The 20,753-nt window shown below is 69.3% G+C and carries 21 protein-coding genes; 15 read left to right on the plus strand and 6 right to left on the minus strand.

Going from position 1 to position 20,753, the window contains the following annotated elements; all coding sequences use genetic code 11:
- Nucleotides 1–2 precede the first annotated feature (2 nt).
- Complete coding sequence (locus FHU13_RS04160) at nt 3–455, minus strand: molybdenum cofactor biosynthesis protein MoaE (RefSeq protein WP_183434576.1); 453 nt, start codon at nt 453–455, stop codon at nt 3–5.
- 149 nt (nt 456–604) lie between these two features.
- Between FHU13_RS04160 and FHU13_RS04165 the strand changes: the two genes are divergently transcribed.
- Both FHU13_RS04165 and mbfA read left to right on the plus strand, forming a co-directional pair.
- Nucleotides 605–1,624, plus strand: coding sequence for a gamma carbonic anhydrase family protein (locus FHU13_RS04165; protein ID WP_183434577.1), 1,020 nt, complete (start codon nt 605–607; stop codon nt 1,622–1,624).
- 84 nt (nt 1,625–1,708) lie between these two features.
- Complete coding sequence (mbfA, locus tag FHU13_RS04170) at nt 1,709–2,701, plus strand: iron exporter MbfA (RefSeq protein ID WP_183434578.1); 993 nt, start codon at nt 1,709–1,711, stop codon at nt 2,699–2,701.
- Between the two features lie 64 nt (nt 2,702–2,765).
- On the opposite strand, the gene FHU13_RS04175 is transcribed toward mbfA, so the two are convergent.
- A complete protein-coding gene (locus FHU13_RS04175; protein ID WP_183434579.1) occupies nt 2,766–3,452 on the minus strand; it encodes a DsbA family protein in 687 nt (228 codons plus the stop codon).
- Nucleotides 3,453–3,628: 176 nt separating this feature from the next.
- On the opposite strand from FHU13_RS04175, the gene FHU13_RS04180 reads away from it, so the two are divergent.
- A complete protein-coding gene (locus FHU13_RS04180) occupies nt 3,629–3,886 on the plus strand; it encodes a type II toxin-antitoxin system Phd/YefM family antitoxin (protein WP_183434580.1) in 258 nt (85 codons plus the stop codon).
- Entirely contained in the window at nt 3,883–4,263 is a 381-nt protein-coding gene (locus FHU13_RS04185) for a type II toxin-antitoxin system VapC family toxin (RefSeq protein ID WP_183434581.1), read from the plus strand. The genes FHU13_RS04180 and FHU13_RS04185 overlap by 4 nt, the downstream gene beginning before the upstream one ends.
- 64 nt (nt 4,264–4,327) lie before the next feature.
- On the opposite strand, the gene FHU13_RS04190 is transcribed toward FHU13_RS04185, so the two are convergent.
- Nucleotides 4,328–7,744, minus strand: a complete 3,417-nt coding sequence (locus FHU13_RS04190) for an acyl-[ACP]--phospholipid O-acyltransferase (protein ID WP_183434582.1) — start codon at nt 7,742–7,744, stop codon at nt 4,328–4,330.
- Between the two features lie 292 nt (nt 7,745–8,036).
- On the opposite strand from FHU13_RS04190, the gene FHU13_RS04195 reads away from it, so the two are divergent.
- The 4 genes from FHU13_RS04195 to hisG all read left to right on the plus strand — a co-directional run bounded on the left by FHU13_RS04195 (nt 8,037) and on the right by hisG (nt 11,857).
- Nucleotides 8,037–8,549 (plus strand): TetR-like C-terminal domain-containing protein, encoded by a 513-nt coding sequence (locus FHU13_RS04195; protein WP_312889550.1) that lies wholly within the window; start codon nt 8,037–8,039, stop codon nt 8,547–8,549.
- Between the two features lie 123 nt (nt 8,550–8,672).
- Complete coding sequence (locus FHU13_RS04200) at nt 8,673–9,560, plus strand: TIGR01459 family HAD-type hydrolase (protein ID WP_183434583.1); 888 nt, start codon at nt 8,673–8,675, stop codon at nt 9,558–9,560.
- 156 nt (nt 9,561–9,716) lie between these two features.
- Nucleotides 9,717–10,883: an ATP phosphoribosyltransferase regulatory subunit gene (locus tag FHU13_RS04205; RefSeq protein WP_183434584.1), complete on the plus strand. Its 1,167-nt coding sequence runs from the start codon at nt 9,717–9,719 to the stop codon at nt 10,881–10,883.
- Complete coding sequence (gene hisG, locus FHU13_RS04210; RefSeq protein ID WP_183434585.1) at nt 10,880–11,857, plus strand: ATP phosphoribosyltransferase; 978 nt, start codon at nt 10,880–10,882, stop codon at nt 11,855–11,857. Before FHU13_RS04205 ends, hisG begins: the two co-directional genes overlap by 4 nt.
- Nucleotides 11,858–11,901: 44 nt before the next feature.
- Here hisG and FHU13_RS04215 read toward each other — a convergent pair whose 3' ends face one another.
- The 3 genes from FHU13_RS04215 to hemE all read right to left on the minus strand — a co-directional run bounded on the left by FHU13_RS04215 (nt 11,902) and on the right by hemE (nt 13,907).
- Nucleotides 11,902–12,255 carry a lysozyme inhibitor LprI family protein gene (locus tag FHU13_RS04215; protein ID WP_183434586.1) on the minus strand — a complete coding sequence of 118 codons (354 nt, stop codon included), beginning with the start codon at nt 12,253–12,255 and terminating at the stop codon, nt 11,902–11,904.
- An 86-nt stretch (nt 12,256–12,341) separates the two neighbouring features.
- On the minus strand, nt 12,342–12,782 hold the full coding sequence (gene hemJ, locus FHU13_RS04220) for a protoporphyrinogen oxidase HemJ (protein ID WP_183434587.1): 441 nt from the start codon (nt 12,780–12,782) through the stop codon (nt 12,342–12,344).
- 54 nt (nt 12,783–12,836) lie between these two features.
- Nucleotides 12,837–13,907, minus strand: coding sequence for a uroporphyrinogen decarboxylase (gene hemE / locus FHU13_RS04225; RefSeq protein ID WP_183434588.1), 1,071 nt, complete (start codon nt 13,905–13,907; stop codon nt 12,837–12,839).
- Nucleotides 13,908–14,647: 740 nt separating this feature from the next.
- Between hemE and FHU13_RS04230 the strand changes: the two genes are divergently transcribed.
- From FHU13_RS04230 to dnaQ, 7 genes are all read left to right on the plus strand, one after another.
- Nucleotides 14,648–15,478 (plus strand): pyruvate, water dikinase regulatory protein, encoded by an 831-nt coding sequence (locus FHU13_RS04230; protein ID WP_183434589.1) that lies wholly within the window; start codon nt 14,648–14,650, stop codon nt 15,476–15,478.
- 12 nt (nt 15,479–15,490) lie between these two features.
- A complete protein-coding gene (locus FHU13_RS04235) occupies nt 15,491–16,627 on the plus strand; it encodes a DUF563 domain-containing protein (protein WP_183434590.1) in 1,137 nt (378 codons plus the stop codon).
- A gap of 16 nt (nt 16,628–16,643) precedes the next feature.
- A complete protein-coding gene (locus tag FHU13_RS04240; protein ID WP_183434591.1) occupies nt 16,644–17,273 on the plus strand; it encodes a Maf family protein in 630 nt (209 codons plus the stop codon).
- A gap of 14 nt (nt 17,274–17,287) precedes the next feature.
- The gene (locus FHU13_RS04245) at nt 17,288–18,289 is read left to right on the plus strand and encodes a cation diffusion facilitator family transporter (protein WP_183434592.1); all 1,002 of its coding nucleotides are present in this window, start codon (nt 17,288–17,290) and stop codon (nt 18,287–18,289) included.
- A 40-nt stretch (nt 18,290–18,329) separates the two neighbouring features.
- The gene (locus FHU13_RS04250) at nt 18,330–19,166 is read left to right on the plus strand and encodes a shikimate dehydrogenase (RefSeq protein WP_183434593.1); all 837 of its coding nucleotides are present in this window, start codon (nt 18,330–18,332) and stop codon (nt 19,164–19,166) included.
- Nucleotides 19,163–19,783 (plus strand): dephospho-CoA kinase, encoded by a 621-nt coding sequence (coaE, locus tag FHU13_RS04255; RefSeq protein WP_183434594.1) that lies wholly within the window; start codon nt 19,163–19,165, stop codon nt 19,781–19,783. The genes FHU13_RS04250 and coaE overlap by 4 nt, the downstream gene beginning before the upstream one ends.
- A gap of 71 nt (nt 19,784–19,854) precedes the next feature.
- A complete protein-coding gene (gene dnaQ, locus FHU13_RS04260) occupies nt 19,855–20,565 on the plus strand; it encodes a DNA polymerase III subunit epsilon (protein WP_183434595.1) in 711 nt (236 codons plus the stop codon).
- Nucleotides 20,566–20,753: the final 188 nt, after the last annotated feature.

A 20,753-nucleotide genomic window follows, 5' to 3' on the forward strand; every position in this document is an offset into this window, starting at 1 on the left:
GGTCAGGCCCAGGATTCGGCGGCGGCGGCATCGGCCTCCGTCGCCGCGACCCAGCCGCCGGTGGTGCCGTCGGCGAGGTGTTCGCGCTTCCAGAACGGGGCGCGGGTCTTGAGGTAATCCATCAGGAAGTCGGCCGCGGCGAAGGCCGCCTTGCGGTGGGGCGAGGCGGTGACGACGAGGACGATGCCCTCGCCCGGCCGCACCAGCCCGTGGCGGTGGATCACCCGAAGGGCCTGGACCGGCCAGCGGGTACGCGTCTCCTCCACCACCCGAGCGATCTCGGCCTCGGCCATGCCGGGGTAATGCTCCAGCTCCAGCGCAGCGAGCCGCCCCGCCTCGTCGCGGCATAGGCCGGAGAAGGTCACCACCGCGCCCGCCCGGCCGGCCAGCTCCGCCTCGATCCGGGCGATCTCGGCGGCGGTGTCGAAGGGCTCGGACTGGATGCTGACCGTCATGACCGTCTCTTCGGGAACGCGTACGCGGCGGCGACGGGTCGGGGCGAGCGTTTTCGCGCAAGCCTGTTACCCCATTTGCCCGTGGGCCTATATGGCTCAAGAATAGGACCGCGCCACCGGCGCCGTTTCGAAGAACAGCGAGCCGCGACGTGACGCCCGACCTGATCCTGCCCTACGACGGCATCCTGCCCGTCTTCGCCAGCCGACCCGTCTGGTGCGGGCGCGCCAGTACCGTGATCGGCGCCGCCACCCTCGGGTCCCAGGCCTGGCTCGGCGACGACAGCGTGATCCGCAGCGATGGGCAACCGATCACCGCAGGCGACCGCTTCTGGCTCGGCGCGCGCTCCACCGTCCACATCGCCACCGAATCGCTGCCGACCCATATCGGCGACCGGGTCACGGTCGGCCGCAACGCGGTGGTGCATGCCTGCACCGTGGGCTCGGACGTGGTGATCGAGGACGACGCGATCATCCTCGACGGGGCGACCGTCGGCGACAACGTGCTGATCGAGGCGGGTGCCACCATCTTCCCCCGCTCGAATCTCGAAAGCGGCTTCGCCTATGGCGGCAACCCGGCCAAGCGCCTGCGCCCGGTGACGCCGGAGGAACTGGCCGAGCGGGCCGAGCGCCTGCGCGAGGCGGCAGGCGAGGGGGCGAGCCCGCCCGAGACCGTGCCGCCCGAGACCGAGGCCAGCGTGTTCGTGGCCCGCACCGCCCGGCTCTCCGGTCGCATCGCGCTGGGCGCCGGATCGACGGTGCTGTTCTCCTGCGAACTCGCCGCGGAGGTCGGTCCGATCGTGGTGGGGGCCGACACCAATATCCAGGACAATACGGTGATCCGCAGCCGCGGCGAGGGCGTGGTGATCGGGCGCGACACCACGATCGGCCACAACGTCCGCATGGCCGATTGCCGGATCGGCGCCCGCAGCCTCATCGGCATCGGCTCGGTGCTGGCGCCGGGCACGGTGGTGGCCGACGACGTGATGCTGGCCGGCGGCTCGACCACCGATCCGGGTCAGTTGCTGGAGGGCGGCCACCTTTGGGGCGGGCGCCCGGCCCGCATTCTCGGGACGCTGGACCCAAAGAAGCGCGCCTTGATGAGCCACATCGTCGAGGGCTATTGCCGGCACGGGCGCGAGTACCGGCTGCTGCAAGAGCAGGAATCCTGACACCAACAGACCCGAAACGGGTGCGATGACGCGGGCCTGCCTGCGTCGTCCGATGCGAGCTGTCCTTCGGAGGGCGACCTTACCATGATGAGCCGTCTCTCGATGCTGACGCTCGGCGGCCGGCAACGGTTCGACGATCTCAGCGAGCAGGAGATCCTGGCGCTCGCGATCGGGTCCGAGGAAGAGGACGGCCAGATCTACCGCGCCTATGCCGGGCGCCTGCGCGGCGATTATCCCCGTTCGGCCGCCCTGTTCGACGCGATGGCGGACGCCGAGGACGAGCACCGCCGTCGCCTGATCGAGCGCTACAAGCAGCGCTTCGGCGACTTCATCATCCCGATCCGGCGCGAGCACATCGCGGGCTATTACAGCCGCAAGCCGGTCTGGCTGATGCGCAATCTCGGGCTCGACCGCGTCCGGGTGGAGGCCGCCGCGATGGAGCGGCAGGCGCGCGACTTCTACCTCGCCGCCGCCCGGCGCTCGACCGACGCCGACACGCGCCGCCTGCTCGGCGACCTCGCCGCGGCGGAGAGCGCGCACGAGCGGACGGCCGAGGCGCTGAGCGAGCAGCATCTCGGCGGAACCGTCCGCGACGAGGAAGACGCGGTGGCCCACCGCCAGTTCGTCCTGACCTGGGTCCAGCCGGGACTCGCCGGGCTGATGGACGGCTCGGTCTCGACGCTCGCCCCGATCTTCGCCACCGCCTTCGCCACGCAGAACCCGTGGACGACCTTCCTCGTCGGCCTCTCGGCCTCGATCGGCGCGGGCATCTCGATGGGCTTCACCGAGGCCGCGCACGACGACGGCAAGATTTCCGGGCGCGGCTCACCGCTGAAACGCGGCCTCGCCTCCGGCGTGATGACCGCTTTGGGCGGCCTCGGCCACGCGCTGCCCTACCTGATCCCGAACTTCTGGCTGGCGACGAGCATCGCCTTCGCCGTGGTCTTCGCCGAGCTCTGGGCCATCGTCTGGATCCAGAACCGCTACATGGAGACGCCCTTCCTGCGGGCCGCCTTCCAGATCGTGCTCGGCGGCTCCCTCGTGCTCGCGGCCGGCATCCTCATCGGCGGGGCCTGAGGCAGGTTTGCGCGGGGGCATCGTCTTCTCAGACAAGCCAGTGGCCACCTTTCGGGACGATGCCCTACCCGCAGGCGATCTGATCGCAGCGCCGCATCGCCGCGATCATCTTCGCCAGCGACTTCACACCGGGATGGCCGAGCACGCCGGTATTGCCGAGCACGTAGGAGGGTGTTGCGGACAATCCGAGATTGGCCGCGACGTTCATGTGCGCGCGCATCGCCTCGCGCACTTCGTCGCTATCGGCGATCTGTTCGAGCTCGGCCCGCGGCACCCCGGTTCTGGCACCGATTTCGAGCGCCTTGAGCCCGTCGATCTGGCCCTTGGTGGCGAGAAGCTGGCCGTAGAAGGCGAAGGCCGCCGCCGAGCCGAGCTTGCGCTGCACCGCCAGAGAAACCTTGGCGGCTTGCGCCGACATCGGCGACAGGATCGGGTTGTGGACGAGGCCGATGCGCAGGGCAGGATCGCTGCCGGCGAGCGCGGTGACGTCGGCGGCGGCCTTGCGGCACCAGGGGCAGTTGTAGTCGAAGAACTCGTAGAGGGTCACCTCGGCCTCGCGGGGCCCGACATAGGTGACGCCGCGCAACTCCTGAATCTGCCCGGTGATCTCGCCCGGCAGCCGCATGTTGGCGACCGGCCGGCCCTCGTCGTTCTCGACCTTGAAGGTCTGGCCATAGCTCTGTGCGGCGGCGGGGCCAGCGATCGCGACACCGAGCGAGGAGGCAAGGAAGCGGCGGCGGGAGAGGGGCATCGGCAACGGACCAGCGGACGGTGAGGCCGGCCGAGGATAGGGCCAAGAATGGTTTAAGTTCGACTTCCGGCGGGACGGCCGGCGCGGTGCGATCCGGTGGGCAGGCGCGAGACCTTGTGCTGGACTATTAAGTAGTCCAGATTCCAACCCCTCTCGTCGCATGGGGAAACGGGGCGATGCACGTCTCGGTGACAGACGCCAAGGGACAGTTGACCGACTTGGTCCGACGCGCGGAAGCAGGAGAGGAAATCATCCTGACGCGGCACGGCCATCCCGCTGTTCGCCTCGAGCCCGTTAGGCCCATGCCGGATCGAGAGACACGACGGGCCGTCCTGAACGCCGTCAGGAAGTCCGCAGCGGCAAAACCATCGATGGGACCGAGTGCGGAGCGGAGTCAGGACTTCCTCTACGGCGAGGATGGATTACCCGAGTGATCGTGGTCGATACCTCGGCCTTGATGGCGATCCTCCTCGGTGAAGCGGAAGCGGATCGATGCGCCGACGTTCTGGAAGCAGAGGATAAGATCCTCATCTCAGCCGGGACAATGGCCGAAGCCTTGATCGTTGCTTTGCGACGGAATCGCAGGGACGAGATGGAAAAACTCATCGCCGGGCTCGGCTTCGAGATTATCGGCGTGACCGCTGCTACCGTGCAGCTTGTCGTTCAAGCCTACGGGACATGGGGTAAAGGCGTTCATCCCGCGGCTCTGAATTTTGGTGACTGCTTTGCCTACGCTCTGGCGAAGGAGAGAGGCTGCCGGCTGCTCTATGTCGGCGAGGATTTTCCACGGACCGATCTGGAACGTGCATGACCGGCATACGGCTTGATCAGCGGAAAACGGCTTCCGGGCGAGATCATCCGGAAGCCGAAAACCCTCACGCCGCCTCCGCGGTCGCCGCCCGCTCGCGGGCGAGCTTCGTCACGCTCACCTGATCGACCTTGCCGGTGCCGAGCATCGGCAGCTTCTCCAGCACGACCACCTCGGCAGGAATGGCGACGTCGGCCGCGCCCCGGCCCTTGGCATGGGTCTGGTAGGCGGTCCGCGTCGCGCCCTTGGCCTCCGTGAACAGGATCAGGCGCTCGCCCTTGCGGGCGTCGGGCACGGCGGCCACCGCACTCGGGGCGTCGGGCCAGAGTTCGGCGGCCAAGGCCTCGACGCTGGCCAGCGACACCATCTCGCCCGCGATCTTGGCGAAGCGCTTGGCCCGACCCTTGATCGTCACGAAGCCGTCGGCGTCGAAGGCGACGATGTCGCCGGTGTCGTACCAGCCGTCGGCGGGCGGCTCCAGCACGCCGGGCTTTTCCGCGCGCAGGTAGCCGAGCATGATGTTGGGGCCGCGCACCACGAGGCGTCCGCCCTCTTCGATGCCGGGCACCGGTTCGAGGCGCGATTCGATGCCCGGCAGCAGCCGGCCGACCGTGCCGAACCGGTTGAACATCGGCGTGTTGAGCGCGAGCACGGGCCCGCACTCGGTGACGCCGTAGCCCTCCAGGATGCGCAGGCCGAATTTTTCCGCCCAGGTCTTGCGGGTGGCCTGCTTCACCGGCTCGGCACCGGCCACGACGTAGCGCAGGCTCCGCAGGTCGTAGGAATGCGCCATCCGGGCGTAGCCGGTGAGGAAGGTGTCGGTGCCGAACAGGACCGTGGCGTTGGTGCCGTAGATGAGTTCGGGCACGATCCGGTAATGCAGCGGCGAGGGGTAGAGGTAGACCGGCACGCCCGAGATCAGCGGCAGGACCAGCCCCGCCGTCAGCCCGAAGGCGTGGAAGACCGGCAGCACGTTGAACACCTTGTCGCGCGGCCCGAAATCGATGCGGGCGGCGACCTGCGCGGTGTTGGCGAGCATCGCGCGGTTGGCGAGCACCACGCCCTTCGGCGTGCCCTCGGATCCTGAGGTGAACAGGATCGCCGCCGGGTCGCTGCCCTGGCGCGCGACGAGCGGCCGGCGGGGGCTTAAGAAACCGCGGATCTTGTCGCCCGTGGTGACGCCTGCCCGCACGTCCTCGAGGTAGATCAGATGCAGGCTGCCCTGGATGCCCTCGATCAGCGCGCCGAGGCGTCCCTTCTCGATGAAGGCCCGCGAGGTGAGGAGGGTGTCGACCTGCGCCGCGCGGCAGGCCGAGAGCACCGCGGCGGGGCCGGCGGAGAAGTTGATCATCGCCGGCACGCGGCCCGCGCTGGCGAGCGCGAAGAACGTCACCGCCGCGCCGTTGGCGTTGGGCAGCATCAGCCCGACCGGTTTTTTCGCGTCGGGCAGCAAGACCTGAAGCTTCCGGCCCAGGATATTGGCACCCATCACGAGGCGCGAATAGCTCATCTTACCCGTCGCCGGGTCTTCGAGCGCCGTGCGCCGCCAGCCGTGAAGCTGGCCCGCCTCGATGAGCGCGGAGAAGACGCCGCGCTCGATGTCGGCGGTCTCGAACACGAGGTCCGACATGATGTCGTAGAGCGCCGCGCCCGCCGCGCGGCGGCGGTTCTTGCCCTTGAGTTCGGGATCGACGTGGAGGCGGACCGGCGGCATGATCGTCACCGTCACCTTCGGCCACCACGCCCGGCGCACCTGATCGCGCTTCAGGCGCGAGAAGATCGTGCGCTCCGGTCCGTCGATCTTCACCGGCACGACCATGGCGCCGGACTTGTCGGCGATCAGGCCCGCCCCGTCATAGACCTTCATCAGGCTGCCGGTGACGGTGAGCCGGCCCTCGGGGAAGATGATCAGCGTCTCGCCGCTTTTGACCGCGTTGATCAGCGTGCGGGTGGCGAGCGGCCGGGTCGGATCGAGCGGCATCGCCTTCGTCACCTTGAGGAACGGCTTCACCCACCAGCGCTGGGCGATGCCGTGATCGATGGCGAAGACCGGCTCCTTGTCGAGGAGCGAGAGCGCCAGCGGCGCGTCGAGGAAGGAGACGTGGTTGAGGGCGACGATGGCATTCGAACCGGCCTTCTCCACGTTCTCCAGGCCTTTCACCTCCAGGCGGTAGAAGGCGCGAAACAGGATCGAGAGGGCGTCGCGCAGCGGATTCGTCGGCAGGGTCACGAGGATCACCGCGCCGGCGATCAGGTTCAGCACGGCCACGAGGCCGAGAAGCTGGGCCGTGGAGAGGCCGATGCCCTGAAGCAGCGCGAGCGCCAGGGTGCCGCCGACCATGAAGGCGGCCGTCAGCACGTTGACGGCGCCGATGACGCGGGCGCGCTTGGCCTTCTCGGTCCAGGCCTGCACCGCGGCGAACGAGGGCACGACGTAGAGCCCGCCCGCGACAGCCAGCCCGAAGAAGTCGATGGCGATGCGCAGGCCCGAGCCGCCGGTGATGAAGTCCCAGGCGCCGACCGGCTCGGCCGTGGCCGGGCTCACCTGCGAGACCGTCCAGGCGAGGTCGAGGCCGAACAGGCCCATCAGCACCGCGCCGACCGGCGTCGGCAGCAGGACGATGCGCCCGCTCGCCAGCCACGAGGCGAGGCCGGAGCCGACCGCGATGCCGATCGAGAAGATCGCGAGCAGCGTCGTGGCGACGATCTCGGTGCCGTTGAGCGTCTGGCGCACCAGAACGGGGAGCAGCGAGAGGACCACCACGCCGACAAGCCAGAACCAGCTCACGATCACCGAACCGCGCCACAGCCGCGTGTCGGACCAGAGGTCGCGCAGGAGTTCGGCGGTGGAGCGGGCGACGTTGCGGTCGACATGCAGGTCGGGCGCGCCCTCGCCGGTGGCCGGAATCATCCGGGCGGCGAGCCAGCACAGGACCGCCATACCCATCAGCCCGGCGCCGAGCCCCAGGGCGTGACCGCCCATCGCCATGGCGAGACCCGCGGTGATGGTGCCGAGCAGGATCGCCAGGAAGGTCGCCGCCTCGACCAGCGCGTTGCCGGCGGTCAGCTCCTCGCGCTTCAGGTGGTCGGGCAGGATGCCGTACTTGATCGGCCCGAACAGGGCCGCGATGATTCCGAACAGGCCGAGTGCCCCGAACAGCAGCGGCACCGAGTGCAGCCAGAAGCCGAGCACCGAGAGCAGGGCCGCGAAGATCTCCGCGAATTTCAGGCGTTTGGCCAGCAGCGCCTTGTCGTAGCGGTCAGCCATCTGCCCGCCGAGACCCGACAGGATGAAGAACGGGCCGATGAACACGGCACTGGCCAGCGTCACCAGGACCCCGCCCGAACTCTCGCCCCGCGCGCTGACCTGAAACAGGATCAGCAGGGCGAGCGCGTTCTTGAGGAAATTGTCGTTGAACGCGGAGAAGAACTGGCACCAGAACAGCGGCGCGAAGCGTCGCGTCGTCATCAGTGTGCGGAACATCGTGGTCTCTCCCGGCTCCGGGCATGACTGCCTGCCGACGGCGAAGGCGTCAAATCCGCGTTTTGCACGTCGTTCAAAATAGACCGGTCGGATTGCCGCGCAAGCTTGATTTTGAACACCGTGCAATCTAACCCGACGCCGAGTGCGGGCACGCACGGCGACGGGGAACACCGGGAAGCGAGGAGTCGACTTGGCAAGGGACTTGGCAGGGAAGGCACGCGGAAGCGGACCGAGGGGCGAGCACGACCGGGAGGGCTTCATCAGCCTCGTCGCGGGCACGGCTGAGAGCCTCGTGCGCAACGAGGGCTTTCGCGCGCTCGGCATGCGGCGGCTCGCAGCGGCCATCGGCTACGCGCCGAACTCGATCTACAACGCGGTGGGCGACCTCGATCAGGTGGTTCTGCGGGTCAATGCCCGCACGCTCGCCCGGCTGCACGCGGCGCTGGAGGCGGTGATCGATCCGGACCGGGCGCCGCGGGACAACGCGCTGGCGCTGGCGGACGCCTACCTCGTCTTCGTCGCCGCCGACCCGAGGGTCTGGAGCCTGCTGTTCGAGCACCTTGCCGCACCGGAACAGCCATTCCCCGACTGGTACGCTGCGGCGCTGGCCCAACCGGTCGGGCTCGTCGATACCGTGCTGGCACCGCTGATCACCGAACCGGACGAGCGCCGCCGGGCGGTGGCCGCCCTCTGGGCCGCCCTGCATGGGCTCGCCTCGCTCTCGACCTCGCGCAAGCTCGCCGTGCTCACCCCCGACCCGCCGCGGGAGCTCGCCCGGCTGCTGGTGGGGCGGTTCCTGGGGTGACTTCCTATCACGAACCCTCCCGGAGAGAGGGAAAGCAACTCACGATGGAGATCGGTTGCGACCTTCAGTGAGGCGCAAAGCCCGCTATAGAGGCCGCAGCATCACCGCCGACCGGACTCTTCGATGACCCATCCCCCCGTCCCGACGCTGCGCCACTTCGAGGAAGTGGCCGAGCGCTACGACCTGATCCTGTGCGACGTCTGGGGCGTGTTGCATGACGGAACCCGCGGCCACGTCGCGGCCGGCGAGGCGCTGATCCGCTTCCGGGGGCTTCCCGGCTCTCGTCCGCGCCGGGTCATCCTGGTCTCGAACGCGCCCCGGCCGTGGGCCGGCGTGCAAAAGATCCTCGACGGCTACGGCGTTCCGCGGGAGGCCTACGACGCGATCCTCACCTCCGGCGACCTGACCCGGCGGCTGATCGCCGAGCATCCGGGCGAGCGGGTGTATCACCTTGGTCCCGAGCGCGACGCACCGGTCTTCGATGGTCTCGACCTCACCCTGGTGCCGGGGACGGAAGCGCAGCGCATCGTCTGTACCGGCCTGTTCGATGATTACACGGAGACGGCGGAGGATTACCGCGAGGCTCTGGCGGAGTTTCGCGCCCGCAACGTGCCGATGATCTGCGCCAACCCCGATCTCGTGGTCGAGCGTGACAAGAAGCTGATCCCCTGCGCCGGCTTGATCGCCCAGGCCTACGAGGCCATTGGCGGCACAGTCGTCTATGCGGGCAAGCCCTACCGGCCGGTCTACGAGACGGCGCTCGCCATGGCCGGCGAGTTCGACGGGATGCCGGCGCCGGACATGGCCCGCACCGTCGCGGTGGGCGACGCGATCCGCACCGACATCGCCGGCGCCGCCCGTTACGGCATCCCCTCGATCCTGGTGGCCCGCGGCATCCACGCGGAGGAACTCGGCGTCACCGCCGAGCACCACAGCCTCGGCGACATCGCCGAGTGGCTGTCGCGGCAGGAGATGCGGCCCGATGCCGTGATCGAGCGGCTGGTCTGGTAGTCGAGGATTTTGCCGGGAAACCGGCCTGTTGCTCCAATCCCCGCCACCGTGCGGCGCGGCCGTTACGCGGTCCGATCCGCCCGGAAATTCTCCTCTACGGTCGCCAACCCGTGACGCGATTGCTATGGGGGCCGAAATCAAGCTGGATCCGAGACGATGACGAGACCGGAGGCAGGCGGCCCGAGCGGCGCGGAGGCGTTGCGCCATGTGCGGCTGGCGGCGCATTTTTCCGCCTGCGGATACGTGCCCGCATCGCCCCCTGTGCTGCAGCCCGTGGAGCCGTTCCTCGAACTGTCGGGCGAGGACATCCGGCGGCGAATCTTCGTGACGCAGGACGCGGCCGGGGCCGAACTGTGCCTCCGGCCGGAATTCACCATCCCCGTCTGCCGCCTGCACCAGGCGACGCGGCCGGGCGAGAGCGCCGATTACAGCTATCTCGGCCCCGTCTTCCGCGTCGCCGCGGGCGAGCCCGACGAGTTCGTGCAGGGCGGCATCGAGTCGATCGGGCGCACCGACACCCCGGCGGCGGATGCCGAGGTGCTGGGGCTCGCCTTCGAGGGGCTCGACCTGCTCGGTCGCTCCGACGTCGCGGTGCGGCTCGGCGACATGGGCCTGACCCACGCCTTCCTCGACGCGCTCGCCGTGCCGCCGGTGGCCAAGCGCCGGACCCTGCGGGCCATCGCTGCCGGGCGCTCCCTCGACGAGGTCGCCAACAGCGTGCAGACCGAGGACCGCCATGCCGGCCTGCTCGCCGCGATCCAGGGCCAGGATGCGGGCGCCGTCCGAGCCTTCGTCGAGGACGTGCTGTCGATCGCGGGGATCTCGCAGGTCGGCGGACGCAGCGCCGGCGCCATCGCCGAGCGCTTCCTGGCCAAGGCCTCGGCGCAGGCGCAGGGCGGCGCCGGCCTCAACACAACGAACCGCGACCTGATCCAGCGCTACTGCGCGATCTCCGGCGATCCCGATGCGACGGCTGCCGCGGTGCGGGCGCTCGCCCGCGAGGCAGGCCTGAACCACGAAGGGCTTGAGGCGGCGCTCGCCCTGTTCGAGGAGCGCACCGGCTTCATGGCCGCGCGGGGTCTGCCCGTCGAGCGCTTCCGCTTCAGCGGCGGGTTCGCGCGCAACCTCGACTATTATACCGGCTTCATCTTCGAGGTGACGGGCCCTCAGGGTGGCCCGACCCTGGTCGGCGGCGGGCGCTACGACGGCCTCTTGCAGCAGCTCGGCAGCCCGGTGCCGCTGCCGGCGGTGGGCTGCGCGTTCTGGCTGTCGCGCTGCACCGAAGGCAACGCGAGCGGAAGCGCTGAAGGAGACGTCGCGTGACCGATCAGCCCCTCGTCCTCGCCGTCCCCTCCAAGGGCCGGCTCCAGGAGAATGCGAGCGCGTTCTTCTCCCGCGCCGGGCTCAAGCTCGTGCAGAAGGCGGGGGCGCGCGAGTACCGTGGCACGCTCGCCGGTCTGACCGGTGTCGAGGTGCGCTACCTCTCGGCCTCCGAGATTGCCGGCCAGCTCGCCAGCGGCGCCGCCCATCTCGGCGTCACCGGCGAGGATCTGATCCGCGAGATGCTGCCCGATCCGGGGGCAAGCGTCGAGCTGCTGACGCCGCTCGGCTTCGGCCATGCCAGCGTCGTGGTGGCGGTGCCGCAAGCCTGGATCGACGTGCGCGCCATGAGCGACCTCGACGAGGTCGCGAGCGAGATGCGCCTGCGCCAGGGCCGACGGATGCGCATCGCCACCAAGTACGTGAACCTGACCCGCCGCTTCTTCGCCGAGGCCGGCATCGCCGACTATCGCATCGTCGAGAGCCTGGGCGCCACCGAGGGCGCGCCCGCGGCGGGCTCGGCGGAGATCATCGTCGACATCACCACCACCGGCACCACGCTCGCGGCCAACGCGCTGAAGGTTCTGGACGACGGGGTGATGCTGCGCTCGGAGGCCAACCTCGTCGCCTCGCTGAAAGCCTCCTGGGGCGAGACCGCCCGTACTTCGCTGCGCGCCGTGCTCGGCCGCATCGCGGCGGAAGAACGCGCCCGCACCACCCGCGAGGTTCGCGCGGGGCTTCCCGAGTCCGGCCAGATCGATCTCGCGACGATCGCCGGCCTGCACGAGGCCGAGCTGCCCTACGGCGCCCCGCGCGGCGCCGACGGCGAGATCGTGATGCGCTGCCCCGTGGACGCAGTGTTCGACCTGTCCGACGCGCTGGTGCAGGCCGGGGCGCGGGCGGTCACCGTGCGGCGGATCGACTACGCCTTCGCGGCGGAGAACCCGCTGGCGGAGCGGCTGCTGGCGCGGTTGTAGCCCCACCTCATCGCCTCGGCTTCGCCTCGCGATGACGGAGCGGGTTACTGCCCACCCTGCTTGGCGAACTCCGAAAGCACGCCCCGCAGCACCTTGAGCCTTCCCTCATAGGACGCCGTGAGGCAGGCGATCTCGGCGCCGCAGGCGCGGCGGTCCTTGAGCCAAGCCTCCTGATCGTCCTGCATCTTGGTGCGATTGCCCATCGGCAGCAGGTCTTTGAGGATGTCGAAGCGCACCGCCATCTCGACATCGAGGTCGTTGAGGCTGCGGGTGTCGCAGACCGCCTTCTCGTCCGGCGTCTCGGCTTTGGCGCAGGAGAAGCTCGCCGCCGCCGCGGGCGAGGCCGCGGCGAGGCTCACAGAGAGGCTCAGGGCGAGGGCGAGAAACGGCGTGCGCATCGGACAGGCTCCCGCGTGGACAACGGCCACGCTTCGCCCTTCCAACGGCTTGTTCTCGCCCCGGTGCCGCGATCCGCGAAAAAGAATCAGCTCCAGGGCTTCACGATCGCGAGGATGACGATGCCGATCATCAGGAGCGTCGGCACCTCGTTGATGACCCGGTAGAAGCGCTGGCTCCGCGTGTTGCGGTCGGCGGCGAAGTCCTTGACCGCGCGGGCAAGGAAGCCGTGCATGCCGCTCATCGCGAGCACCAGGGCGAACTTCGCGTGCAGCCAGGGCGCGGCGTAGTAGCCGCTCTGCCACGCGAGCCACAGGCCGAGGATCCAGGTGACGATCATGGCCGGCGCCATGATCGCTTTGAGCAGGCGCCGCTCCATGACCTTGAAGGTCTCGGACTGCACCCGCGAGCCGGTGGGAAGGGCTGCGTGGTAGACGAACAGGCGCGGCAGGTAGAGCATCGCCGCCATCCAGGCGATCACCGCGATGACGTGGAAGGCCTTGATCCAGGGGTACAGGGTCTCGAGCACCGGCTGAGGAACTCCTCGATACGCAACGCGGGGTGAAAGTTCGGAGGCAAGGGGTCAGCGGCCGGCCCTGAGCCGGGCCAGCATCTGCTCGACATGGGCGATCGGCGTTTGCGGGGTGATGCCGTGGCCGAGATTGAAGATGTGCGGCAGACCCTCGGTCGCCGCCAGGATGGCGTCCACGGCCGCGTCCAGGGCCCGCCCACCCTCGATCAGCGTCTCGGGGTGGAGGTTGCCCTGGGTGACCGTCGAGGCCGGCACACGGGCCCGCAGGGCCGCGAGATCGACACCCCAATCGACGCCGACGGCACTCGCGCCGGTCTCGGGCACGACGCGGGCGTGGCCCTCCAGCCCCGATCCCTTGGCAAACACGATGATCTTCGCGTCCGGCACCTGCGCGCGGATGCCCTGGACCATCCGCGTGATCGGCCCGAGCGAGAAGCGCTTCAGGGCATCGCCGTCGCTCGACTCGGGCAAAACCCCCGCATGGGACTCGAAGATCTGCACCGCATCGGCGCCGGCGCGGAGCTGGCGCACGAGATACTCGGTCTGGACGGCGACGAGCCGGTCGAGCAGCGCGTCGAGCAGCGCAGGGTCGGCCGCCGCCAGCGCCCGGGCCTGAGCGAGATCCACCGTGCCGCGCCCGCCGATCATGTAGCTCGCCACGGTCCAGGGCGCGCCGCAGAAGCCGAGCAGCGTGGTCTCGCGGGGAAGCGCCCCGCGGATCCGCTCCACCGCCTCGAACACCGGCGCCAGATGTGAAAAAATCGCCGGGTCGCCGGCCTCGCGAAGGCGCTCGAACTGCGTCCTGCCTTCGAGCGCGTCGAGGCGCGGCCCCTCGCCTTCGACGAAGCGCACGTCCTGGCCGAGCGCGTGGGGCACCACGAGGATGTCGGAGAACAGGATCGAGGCCTCGAAGCCGAAGCGGCGGATCGGCTGGAGCGTCACCTCGGTGGCGAAGGCCGGATTGTAGCACAGGTCGAGGAAGGAGCCGGCCTCGGCCCGCGTCGCCCGGTATTCCGGCAGGTAGCGGCCGGCCTGACGCATCATCCAGGCCGGAGGCGGAGAGATCGCTTCTCCCGACAGCACCCGCAGCACCGGCCTGTCGGCCGTCCTTGCCTCCGCCATACGAACCCGCTTCCTGCCTGCCTTCCGCGGGCGAGGCCGGAGAGGCCGCGACCTCGCCATCCCCACCCCGGCCCTCTTCAAAGAAAGAGAGATTCTAGAATCTCTGTTTTTTCTCTTGGACGTTGGATCGTGATGCCGCAAGCGCGTCCACAGGCCCTCCCCACAGCCGCGACGTTAATCACCTCTTAACGGATTGGATCTAATGTCCACGATAGGCCAAGCTCAGCAGAGGCTTGCGTGGGCCCGTGTGCCCTGATGGCCGCCTTGGTCCCGGATTCTCCCATCCGGGCGACTCCAGCGTGTGCCCAAGGTCGGCATGTTGAGGGAGGAGTCGACGGTTTTCGGCACAACCCGCCGTCGCCTGTCCGTCGAGCCCGGTTTTCCCCACTTATCGACTCCTCGGACGCTTCCTGGGGACAGCGTGGCAGTGTTGGAATGCCAAGCGCCTGAAAACAAAATCGAATGTACGGCGGCGATGACGCCGTTCTCGGCGAATTCGCGCTTCTGGATCGCTTCGGCTTCGCCTCGCAAGGACGATGCGGTCGGCCTCAGTCGTGCTCGCGGAGATCGGCGAAGCGATCCCGGCACCGCGACCGTGGTCGGTTCAGCTCCGCAATCGCCGGTGCCTTCGCGGCAAACGGCAATTCGGCATCGCCTTCGCGCAAAAACATGCTCTAAGCATCCCCGCGGGGCGGTCCTGCCGCCCTGGACCGATGCGTCACGGCAGAGACGGGCCGACGATGAGCCGCAGCTATTTCCATCTCCACCTCGTCTCGGACTCCACCGGCGAGACCCTGATCAATGTCGGGCGCGCCGCCGCGGTGCAGTACGAGGGCATCTCGGCGATCGAGCACGTCTACCCGCTGGTGCGCTCGGGCGCGCAGCTCGAACGGGTGATCTCCGAGATCAAGGCGGCGCCGGGCCTCGTGCTCTACACGCTCGTCGGCCACGAACTGATCGAGCGCCTGGAGGAAGCCTGCCGCGAGACCGGCTCGCCGACGCTCAACGTGCTCCAGCCGGTCCACGCGCTGCTGCGCTCCTATCTGGGCGCGACCTCGACCGAGCGGCCGGGCGCGCAGCACATGCTCAACGCCGAGTATTTCAAGCGCATCGACGCGATGAACTTCACGCTCGCCCACGATGACGGGGCGCTGCCCGACGACCTCGACGAGGCCGACGTGCTGCTGATCGGCGTCAGCCGCACCTCGAAGACGCCGACCTCGATCTACCTCGCCAATCGCGGGCTCAAGACCGCCAACCTCCCGCTCGTGCCGTCGATGCCGCTGCCGCCGAGCTTCGATCGGGCGAAGAAGGTGCTGATCGTCGGCCTGATCGCGAGCCCCGAGCGGATCGTGCAGATCCGCCAGAACCGGCTGCTGAGCCTCAAGGCCGATGAGAATTCGGCCTATGTCGATCGGGAATCGGTGGCCGACGAGATCGCCGCCTCGCGCCGCCTCTGCGCCAAATACCGCTGGCCGACCATCGACGTGACCCGCCGCTCGATCGAGGAGACGGCGGCCGCGATCCTCGACCTCTACCGCGAGCACCGCCTCAAGTTCATCGCGACCTGAGGGCTCCGGCACATGGAAGACGTGGGCCTCGCCGCGGCCGATCTGCGCGAGACCGTCGAGGCCGGGCGCGGGCGCTGCACCGATCTCAGCCTGTCCTATCGGGACTGGGCGCCCCCGCCGGACCTACTCGTCGGCGCGGTGACGCCGACGCTGCTGCGCGTCTACCACGAGCAGACCACCGTGCTCGGCACGAGCCTCTACGAATTGCCGGGGGCGGAGGTGACGGAGGAGGGCGTGATCCTCCTCGACGGCATGTTCCAGTACGCCGCGCAGCTCAACATCTTCCCCGTCAACTTCGAGGGGCATTTCCGCGCCATCGCGGCGCGGCTGCCGAGCCTGCGTCGGGTCACCGTCGAGGAGCCGGTCGTGTTGCTGACCGGCATGGGCCATCAGATGTACGGCCACTGGCTGGTCGATTTCCTGCCGAAACTCTTCCTGCTCGACCGGGCCGGCCACGACATCACGCGGCTGCGCTACCTCCTGCCCGCCGACACGCCGGGGTTCGCCCGCCTCTGGCTCGGACTCCTCGGCATCGGTGAGGACCGGCTCATCGTCTACGACCGCACCCGCGATTGCGTCGCCTGCCGCCACCTCCTCGTGCCGACGGCTTTGCGCTTCGTCAGCCGCGCCTCGCCGCTGATGCGGCAGGCCCGTCGCTTCCTCCTCGAGCGCGCGGCCCCACGGCCCCGCTGGAAGCCCCGTTGGCGATCTGGCCGCCGTCGCGAGAAACAGGGGACAGAAAAAATTCTGATCTCCCGTTCGGACAATGCCGACACACGCAACCGGCGCAATCTAGCGGAGCGGGCGGCGTTCGAAGAGAAGGCGGTCGCCCGCGGCTTCACCCGGGTCCGGCCCGAGCGGTTGAGCATCCCTGAGCAGATCGCCCTGTTCCGCTCGGCCGGCACGATCATCGGGGAATACGGCTCGGGGCTGCATGGATCGCTGTTCGCACCCCCCGGCAGCACCGTCGTGGCGTTGCGCGACAACGGGCTCGAACTCGGTTTCCTGCAAAGCTCGATCGATCACACGCTCGGCCATGCCAGCGGCTACGTGATCGGCTCAGAGCGCTCGGAGGAGGGGTTCTTCTCCGTGGCGCCTCAGGATATCGACTTCCTGTTCGACTGGCTCGACTGGCGCGGCCTGCGCTGACGGAATCATTTTCGACGTGAACGCTTCGGCCCTCTGGCTTGCCCCCACACCGCTCCTTCTCGCCTCGGCGAGCACCACCCGGCGCGACCTCCTGACGGGCGCCGGCCTGCCGGTGGAGACGGCGCCCGCGCGGATCGACGAGCGCGCCCTCGAAGCCGAGGGCGGCGACCTCACCCCGGTCGAGCTGGCGCGGCGACTCGCCCGGGCCAAGGCGGAGGAGGTGGCGGCCCGCCATCCCGGCCGCGTGGTGATCGGCGCCGACCAAGTGCTCGAATGCGGGGGCCGCGTCTTCCACAAGCCCGCCGATATCGCGGCCGCGCACGCCCATCTGGCCCGGCTCCAGGGCCGCACCCACGCGCTGAATTCGGCGGTCGCGATCCGGCGCGACGGCAGCCCCGAGGATTTCGTTGAGCAGGACTTCGTCGAGACGGCGTGGCTGACCATGCGGCCCCTCGATACGGGAGCCATCGACGCCTATCTGCGGCTCGCGGGCGAGGCCGTCACCACCTCGGTCGGCGCCTACCAGCTCGAAGGGCTCGGCATCCACCTGTTCGAGCGGGTCGAGGGCGACCATTCGACGATCCTCGGCCTGCCGCTCACGCCCCTTCTTGCGCGGCTGCGGAGCATGGGCCTGCTGGTGTTCTGAGACGGCGAGGGACGATGGACGACCATCGGCACGATCACCAGCGCGACCACGCCCATCCGGATCACGGTCACGATCATGCCGGGCACGCGCACAGCCATGCCCAGGGTCATGGACATGGGGGCCACGGCCACGTTCACGCTCCGAAAAACTTCGGTCCGGCCTTCGCCATCGGCATCGCGCTGAATCTCGGCTTCGTCGGCATCGAGGCACTCTATGGCTGGCTGTCGAACTCCATGGCGCTCGTGGCCGATGCCGGCCACAACCTCTCCGACGTGCTGGGCCTCGTCGCCGCCTGGATCGCCGCGGTGCTTGTGAAGCGGGCGCCGTCCGCCCGCTTCACCTACGGTCTGCGCGGCTCCTCGATCCTGGCCGCCCTGTTCAACGCGGTGGTGCTTCTGGTGGCCACCGGCGGCATCATCGTCGAGGCGGTGCGGCGCCTCCTCGAACCGGAACCGGTTGCCGGCACGACGGTGATGGTGGTGGCCGGCATCGGCATCCTCATCAACGGCTTCACCGCCTGGCTGTTCGCCTCTGGCGCGAAGGGCGACATCAACATCCGCGGCGCCTACCTGCACATGATGGCGGATGCGGCGGTCTCGGCCGGCGTGGTGCTCGCGGGCCTCGTCATCCTCGCCACCGGCTTCGACTGGCTCGACCCGCTGGTGAGCCTCGTCATCGCCGGGCTCATCATCGTCGCGACCTGGGGGCTCCTGCGCGACAGCGTGGCGATGTCCCTCGCCGCGGTGCCGCCCGGCATCGACCCGGAGGCGGTGCGGGCATGTCTGGCCGCCCGCCCCGGCGTGCGTGGGCTGCACGACCTGCACATCTGGCCGATGAGCACCACCGAGCCGGCGCTCACCGCCCATCTCGTCGTGGCGGGCGAGGCGAACCACCCTCACTTCCTCAAGGAGACGGCGGACGAGTTGCGGGCGCGCTTCGGGATCGGTCACGCCACCCTTCAGATCGAGATCGAGGGCCAGACCGCCTGCACGCTGCCGAAGGGCTGCGTCGCGTGATGTCTCACGACTTTTCAGGCGCATCCGCCGGCAGGATTCCATGACCGCCAGAGCCTTCGTCGTCGGCCACCCGATCCAGCATTCCCGCTCGCCGCTGATCCATGGCCACTGGCTCGCCGAGCATGGGCTCGCGGGCAGCTACGAGCGCCTCGACGTGGCGCCGGACGCATTCGAGGCCTTTATCCGCGGGCTTCCCGGTTCGGGCTTTGCCGGCGGCAACGTCACCATTCCGCATAAGGAGGCGGCCTTTCGGCTGGCCGATTCTCTGACGCCGCGCGCGCAGAAGATCGGGGCAGTGAACACGCTGATCGTCGAGGGTGATCGCGTGCGCGGCGACAACACCGATGCGCCGGGCTTCATCGCCCATCTCGACCAGAGCCTCGGGGAGGGCTGGCCCGAGCGGACCGGCGGGTCCGCTCTCGTGCTCGGCGCGGGCGGCGCGTCGCGGGCCATCGTCGTCGGGCTGGTGGAGCGGGGGCTCTCGGTCCGCGTCGCCAACCGCAGCCCCGAGCGGGCGCGGGTGCTCGCCGAACTCGCCCCCGACCATGTCGAGGCGTTGGCCTGGGAGGCCGTGCCGGAGGCACTTGGCGTCACCGGGCTTCTCGTCAACACCACCTCGCTCGGCATGGCCGGACATCCGCCACTCGACCTCGACCTCGCCCCGCTCCCGGATCGTGCGGCGGTGGCCGACATCGTCTACGTGCCCTTGGAGACGCCGCTCCTCGCCGCAGCGCGGGCGCGGGGACTCGCGGCTGTGGATGGGCTCGGCATGCTGCTGCACCAAGCGGTGCCGGGCTTCGCGGCGTGGTTCGGCCTGCGCCCCGAGGTGACGCCGGAGCTGCGCCAGAAAATCGTCGCAGACCTCGCCGCGAAATGAGCGCTCCTGACCAACCCCACCGTCCCGTGGTGCTCGGCCTCACCGGCTCGATCGGCATGGGCAAGTCGGCGACCGCCGCGATGTTCTCCGCCCGCGGCGTGCCGGTCCACGATTCGGACGCGGCGGTCCATGCCCTCTACGGGCCGGGCGGCGGCGCAGCGCGGGCCATCGGCGAAGCCTTTCCCGGCACCCTGACGCCCGAGGACAGCGTCGACCGCTCGGCCCTGCGCGCGGCGGTGCTCGGGGATTCCGAAAAACTCGCCCAGCTGGAAGCGATCGTGCATCCGCTGGTTCGGGAGGAGAGCCGCGCCTTCCTCGCCCGCAACGCGGGGGCGCCGCTGGTCGTCCTCGACATCCCGCTCCTGTTCGAGACCGGCGCCGATGCCCGCTGCGACGCTGTTCTCGTCGTCACAGCCCCGGCGCAAGTCCAGCGCGCCCGCGTGCTCGCCCGCCCCGGCATGACCGAGGACGCTTTCGCGGCGATCCGCGCCAAGCAGATGCCGGACGCCGAGAAGCGGGCGCGGGCGGATTACGTGATCGACACGAGCCGCGGGTTCGAACACGCGGAGGCGGAAGTGGGGCGGATCGTCGAGGAACTGGCTCGCCGGACCCACTGACGGGCGCTGCCGGTTAACGCATCCTTGGCGACCCGCGCGCAGGCTGTTCGCCTGAATCGGATCGGAAAAACATGCTGCGCGAGATCGTCCTCGATACCGAGACCACCGGCACGGATGCCAAGAACGGCGACCGGCTGATCGAGATCGGCTGCGTCGAACTCATCAACCACGTCCAGACCGGCGAGACCTTCCACCGGCTCATCAACCCGCAGCGCGCGGTGTCCGAGGGGGCGTTCGGGGTCCACGGCATCTCGGATGCGATGCTGGCCGACAAGCCGGTCTTCGCCGAGGTGGTGGACGCCTTCCTCGCCTTCTGCCGTGATTCGCGGCTGGTGATCCACAACGCGCCCTTCGACGTCGGCTTCCTCAACATGGAGTTCGCCCGGCTCGGACCCGCGGCCCCGAAGCCGATCGTGCTGGAGGACGTGGTCGATACCCTGCTGCTCGCCCGCCGCAAGCATCCGGGCGCGGCCAACAACCTCGATGCCCTATGCAACCGCTACGGCGTGGACACCGCCCGCCGCGTCAAGCACGGGGCGCTCCTCGACGCGCAGATCCTGGCCGAGGTCTACGTCGAACTGCTCGGCGGCAAGCAGACGAGCCTCGGGCTCAGCATGGCCGAGCCGGCCGAGGCCGTGGCGCTCGAGGCCCGGATCGATTCGGGTCCGGTCGGTCCGCGTCCCATGCGAAGCCGCCTCAGCGAAGGCGAGCGCCTGCGGCATGACAGCTTTGTCGAGAGTCTCGGAACAAACGCCATCTGGCGGGAATACATGGAGCCATAGGCTGTGATCGCGTCGGCCGGCATCCGTTAAGTCGTTCTTCGGATGCGCTCTTCGGCGACACGCGGCACTTCCTTCGGCTGAGGCGCGCCGGCCCGGCCGCACCCTGGTTCATCCTGTCTTGTTGCAATGCAAAAACTTTCATCTTGCGGTGCAGCATGAGCCTTCCCATACCATCCCCATGGATGGCG

The sequence above is a fragment of the Methylobacterium sp. R2-1 genome (assembly GCF_014191355.1).
GTDB lineage: Bacteria > Pseudomonadota > Alphaproteobacteria > Rhizobiales > Beijerinckiaceae > Methylobacterium.

What these genes read in the sequence shown, in the direction of transcription:
- coaE (WP_183434594.1), top strand. Translation starts at nt 19,163, where the DNA reads ATGAGCGCTCCTGACCAACCCCACCGTCCCGTGGTGCTCGGCCTCACC.
- FHU13_RS04180 (WP_183434580.1), top strand. Translation starts at nt 3,629, where the DNA reads ATGCACGTCTCGGTGACAGACGCCAAGGGACAGTTGACCGACTTGGTC.
- FHU13_RS04245 (WP_183434592.1), top strand. Translation starts at nt 17,288, where the DNA reads ATGGACGACCATCGGCACGATCACCAGCGCGACCACGCCCATCCGGAT.
- FHU13_RS04160 (WP_183434576.1), bottom strand. Translation starts at nt 455, where the DNA reads ATGACGGTCAGCATCCAGTCCGAGCCCTTCGACACCGCCGCCGAGATC.
- hemE (WP_183434588.1), bottom strand. Translation starts at nt 13,907, where the DNA reads ATGGCGGAGGCAAGGACGGCCGACAGGCCGGTGCTGCGGGTGCTGTCG.
- FHU13_RS04205 (WP_183434584.1), top strand. Translation starts at nt 9,717, where the DNA reads ATGACGAGACCGGAGGCAGGCGGCCCGAGCGGCGCGGAGGCGTTGCGC.
- FHU13_RS04250 (WP_183434593.1), top strand. Translation starts at nt 18,330, where the DNA reads ATGACCGCCAGAGCCTTCGTCGTCGGCCACCCGATCCAGCATTCCCGC.
- FHU13_RS04175 (WP_183434579.1), bottom strand. Translation starts at nt 3,452, where the DNA reads ATGCCCCTCTCCCGCCGCCGCTTCCTTGCCTCCTCGCTCGGTGTCGCG.
- dnaQ (WP_183434595.1), top strand. Translation starts at nt 19,855, where the DNA reads ATGCTGCGCGAGATCGTCCTCGATACCGAGACCACCGGCACGGATGCC.
- mbfA (WP_183434578.1), top strand. Translation starts at nt 1,709, where the DNA reads ATGATGAGCCGTCTCTCGATGCTGACGCTCGGCGGCCGGCAACGGTTC.
- FHU13_RS04235 (WP_183434590.1), top strand. Translation starts at nt 15,491, where the DNA reads ATGGAAGACGTGGGCCTCGCCGCGGCCGATCTGCGCGAGACCGTCGAG.
- FHU13_RS04190 (WP_183434582.1), bottom strand. Translation starts at nt 7,744, where the DNA reads ATGTTCCGCACACTGATGACGACGCGACGCTTCGCGCCGCTGTTCTGG.
- FHU13_RS04215 (WP_183434586.1), bottom strand. Translation starts at nt 12,255, where the DNA reads ATGCGCACGCCGTTTCTCGCCCTCGCCCTGAGCCTCTCTGTGAGCCTC.
- FHU13_RS04200 (WP_183434583.1), top strand. Translation starts at nt 8,673, where the DNA reads ATGACCCATCCCCCCGTCCCGACGCTGCGCCACTTCGAGGAAGTGGCC.
- FHU13_RS04230 (WP_183434589.1), top strand. Translation starts at nt 14,648, where the DNA reads ATGAGCCGCAGCTATTTCCATCTCCACCTCGTCTCGGACTCCACCGGC.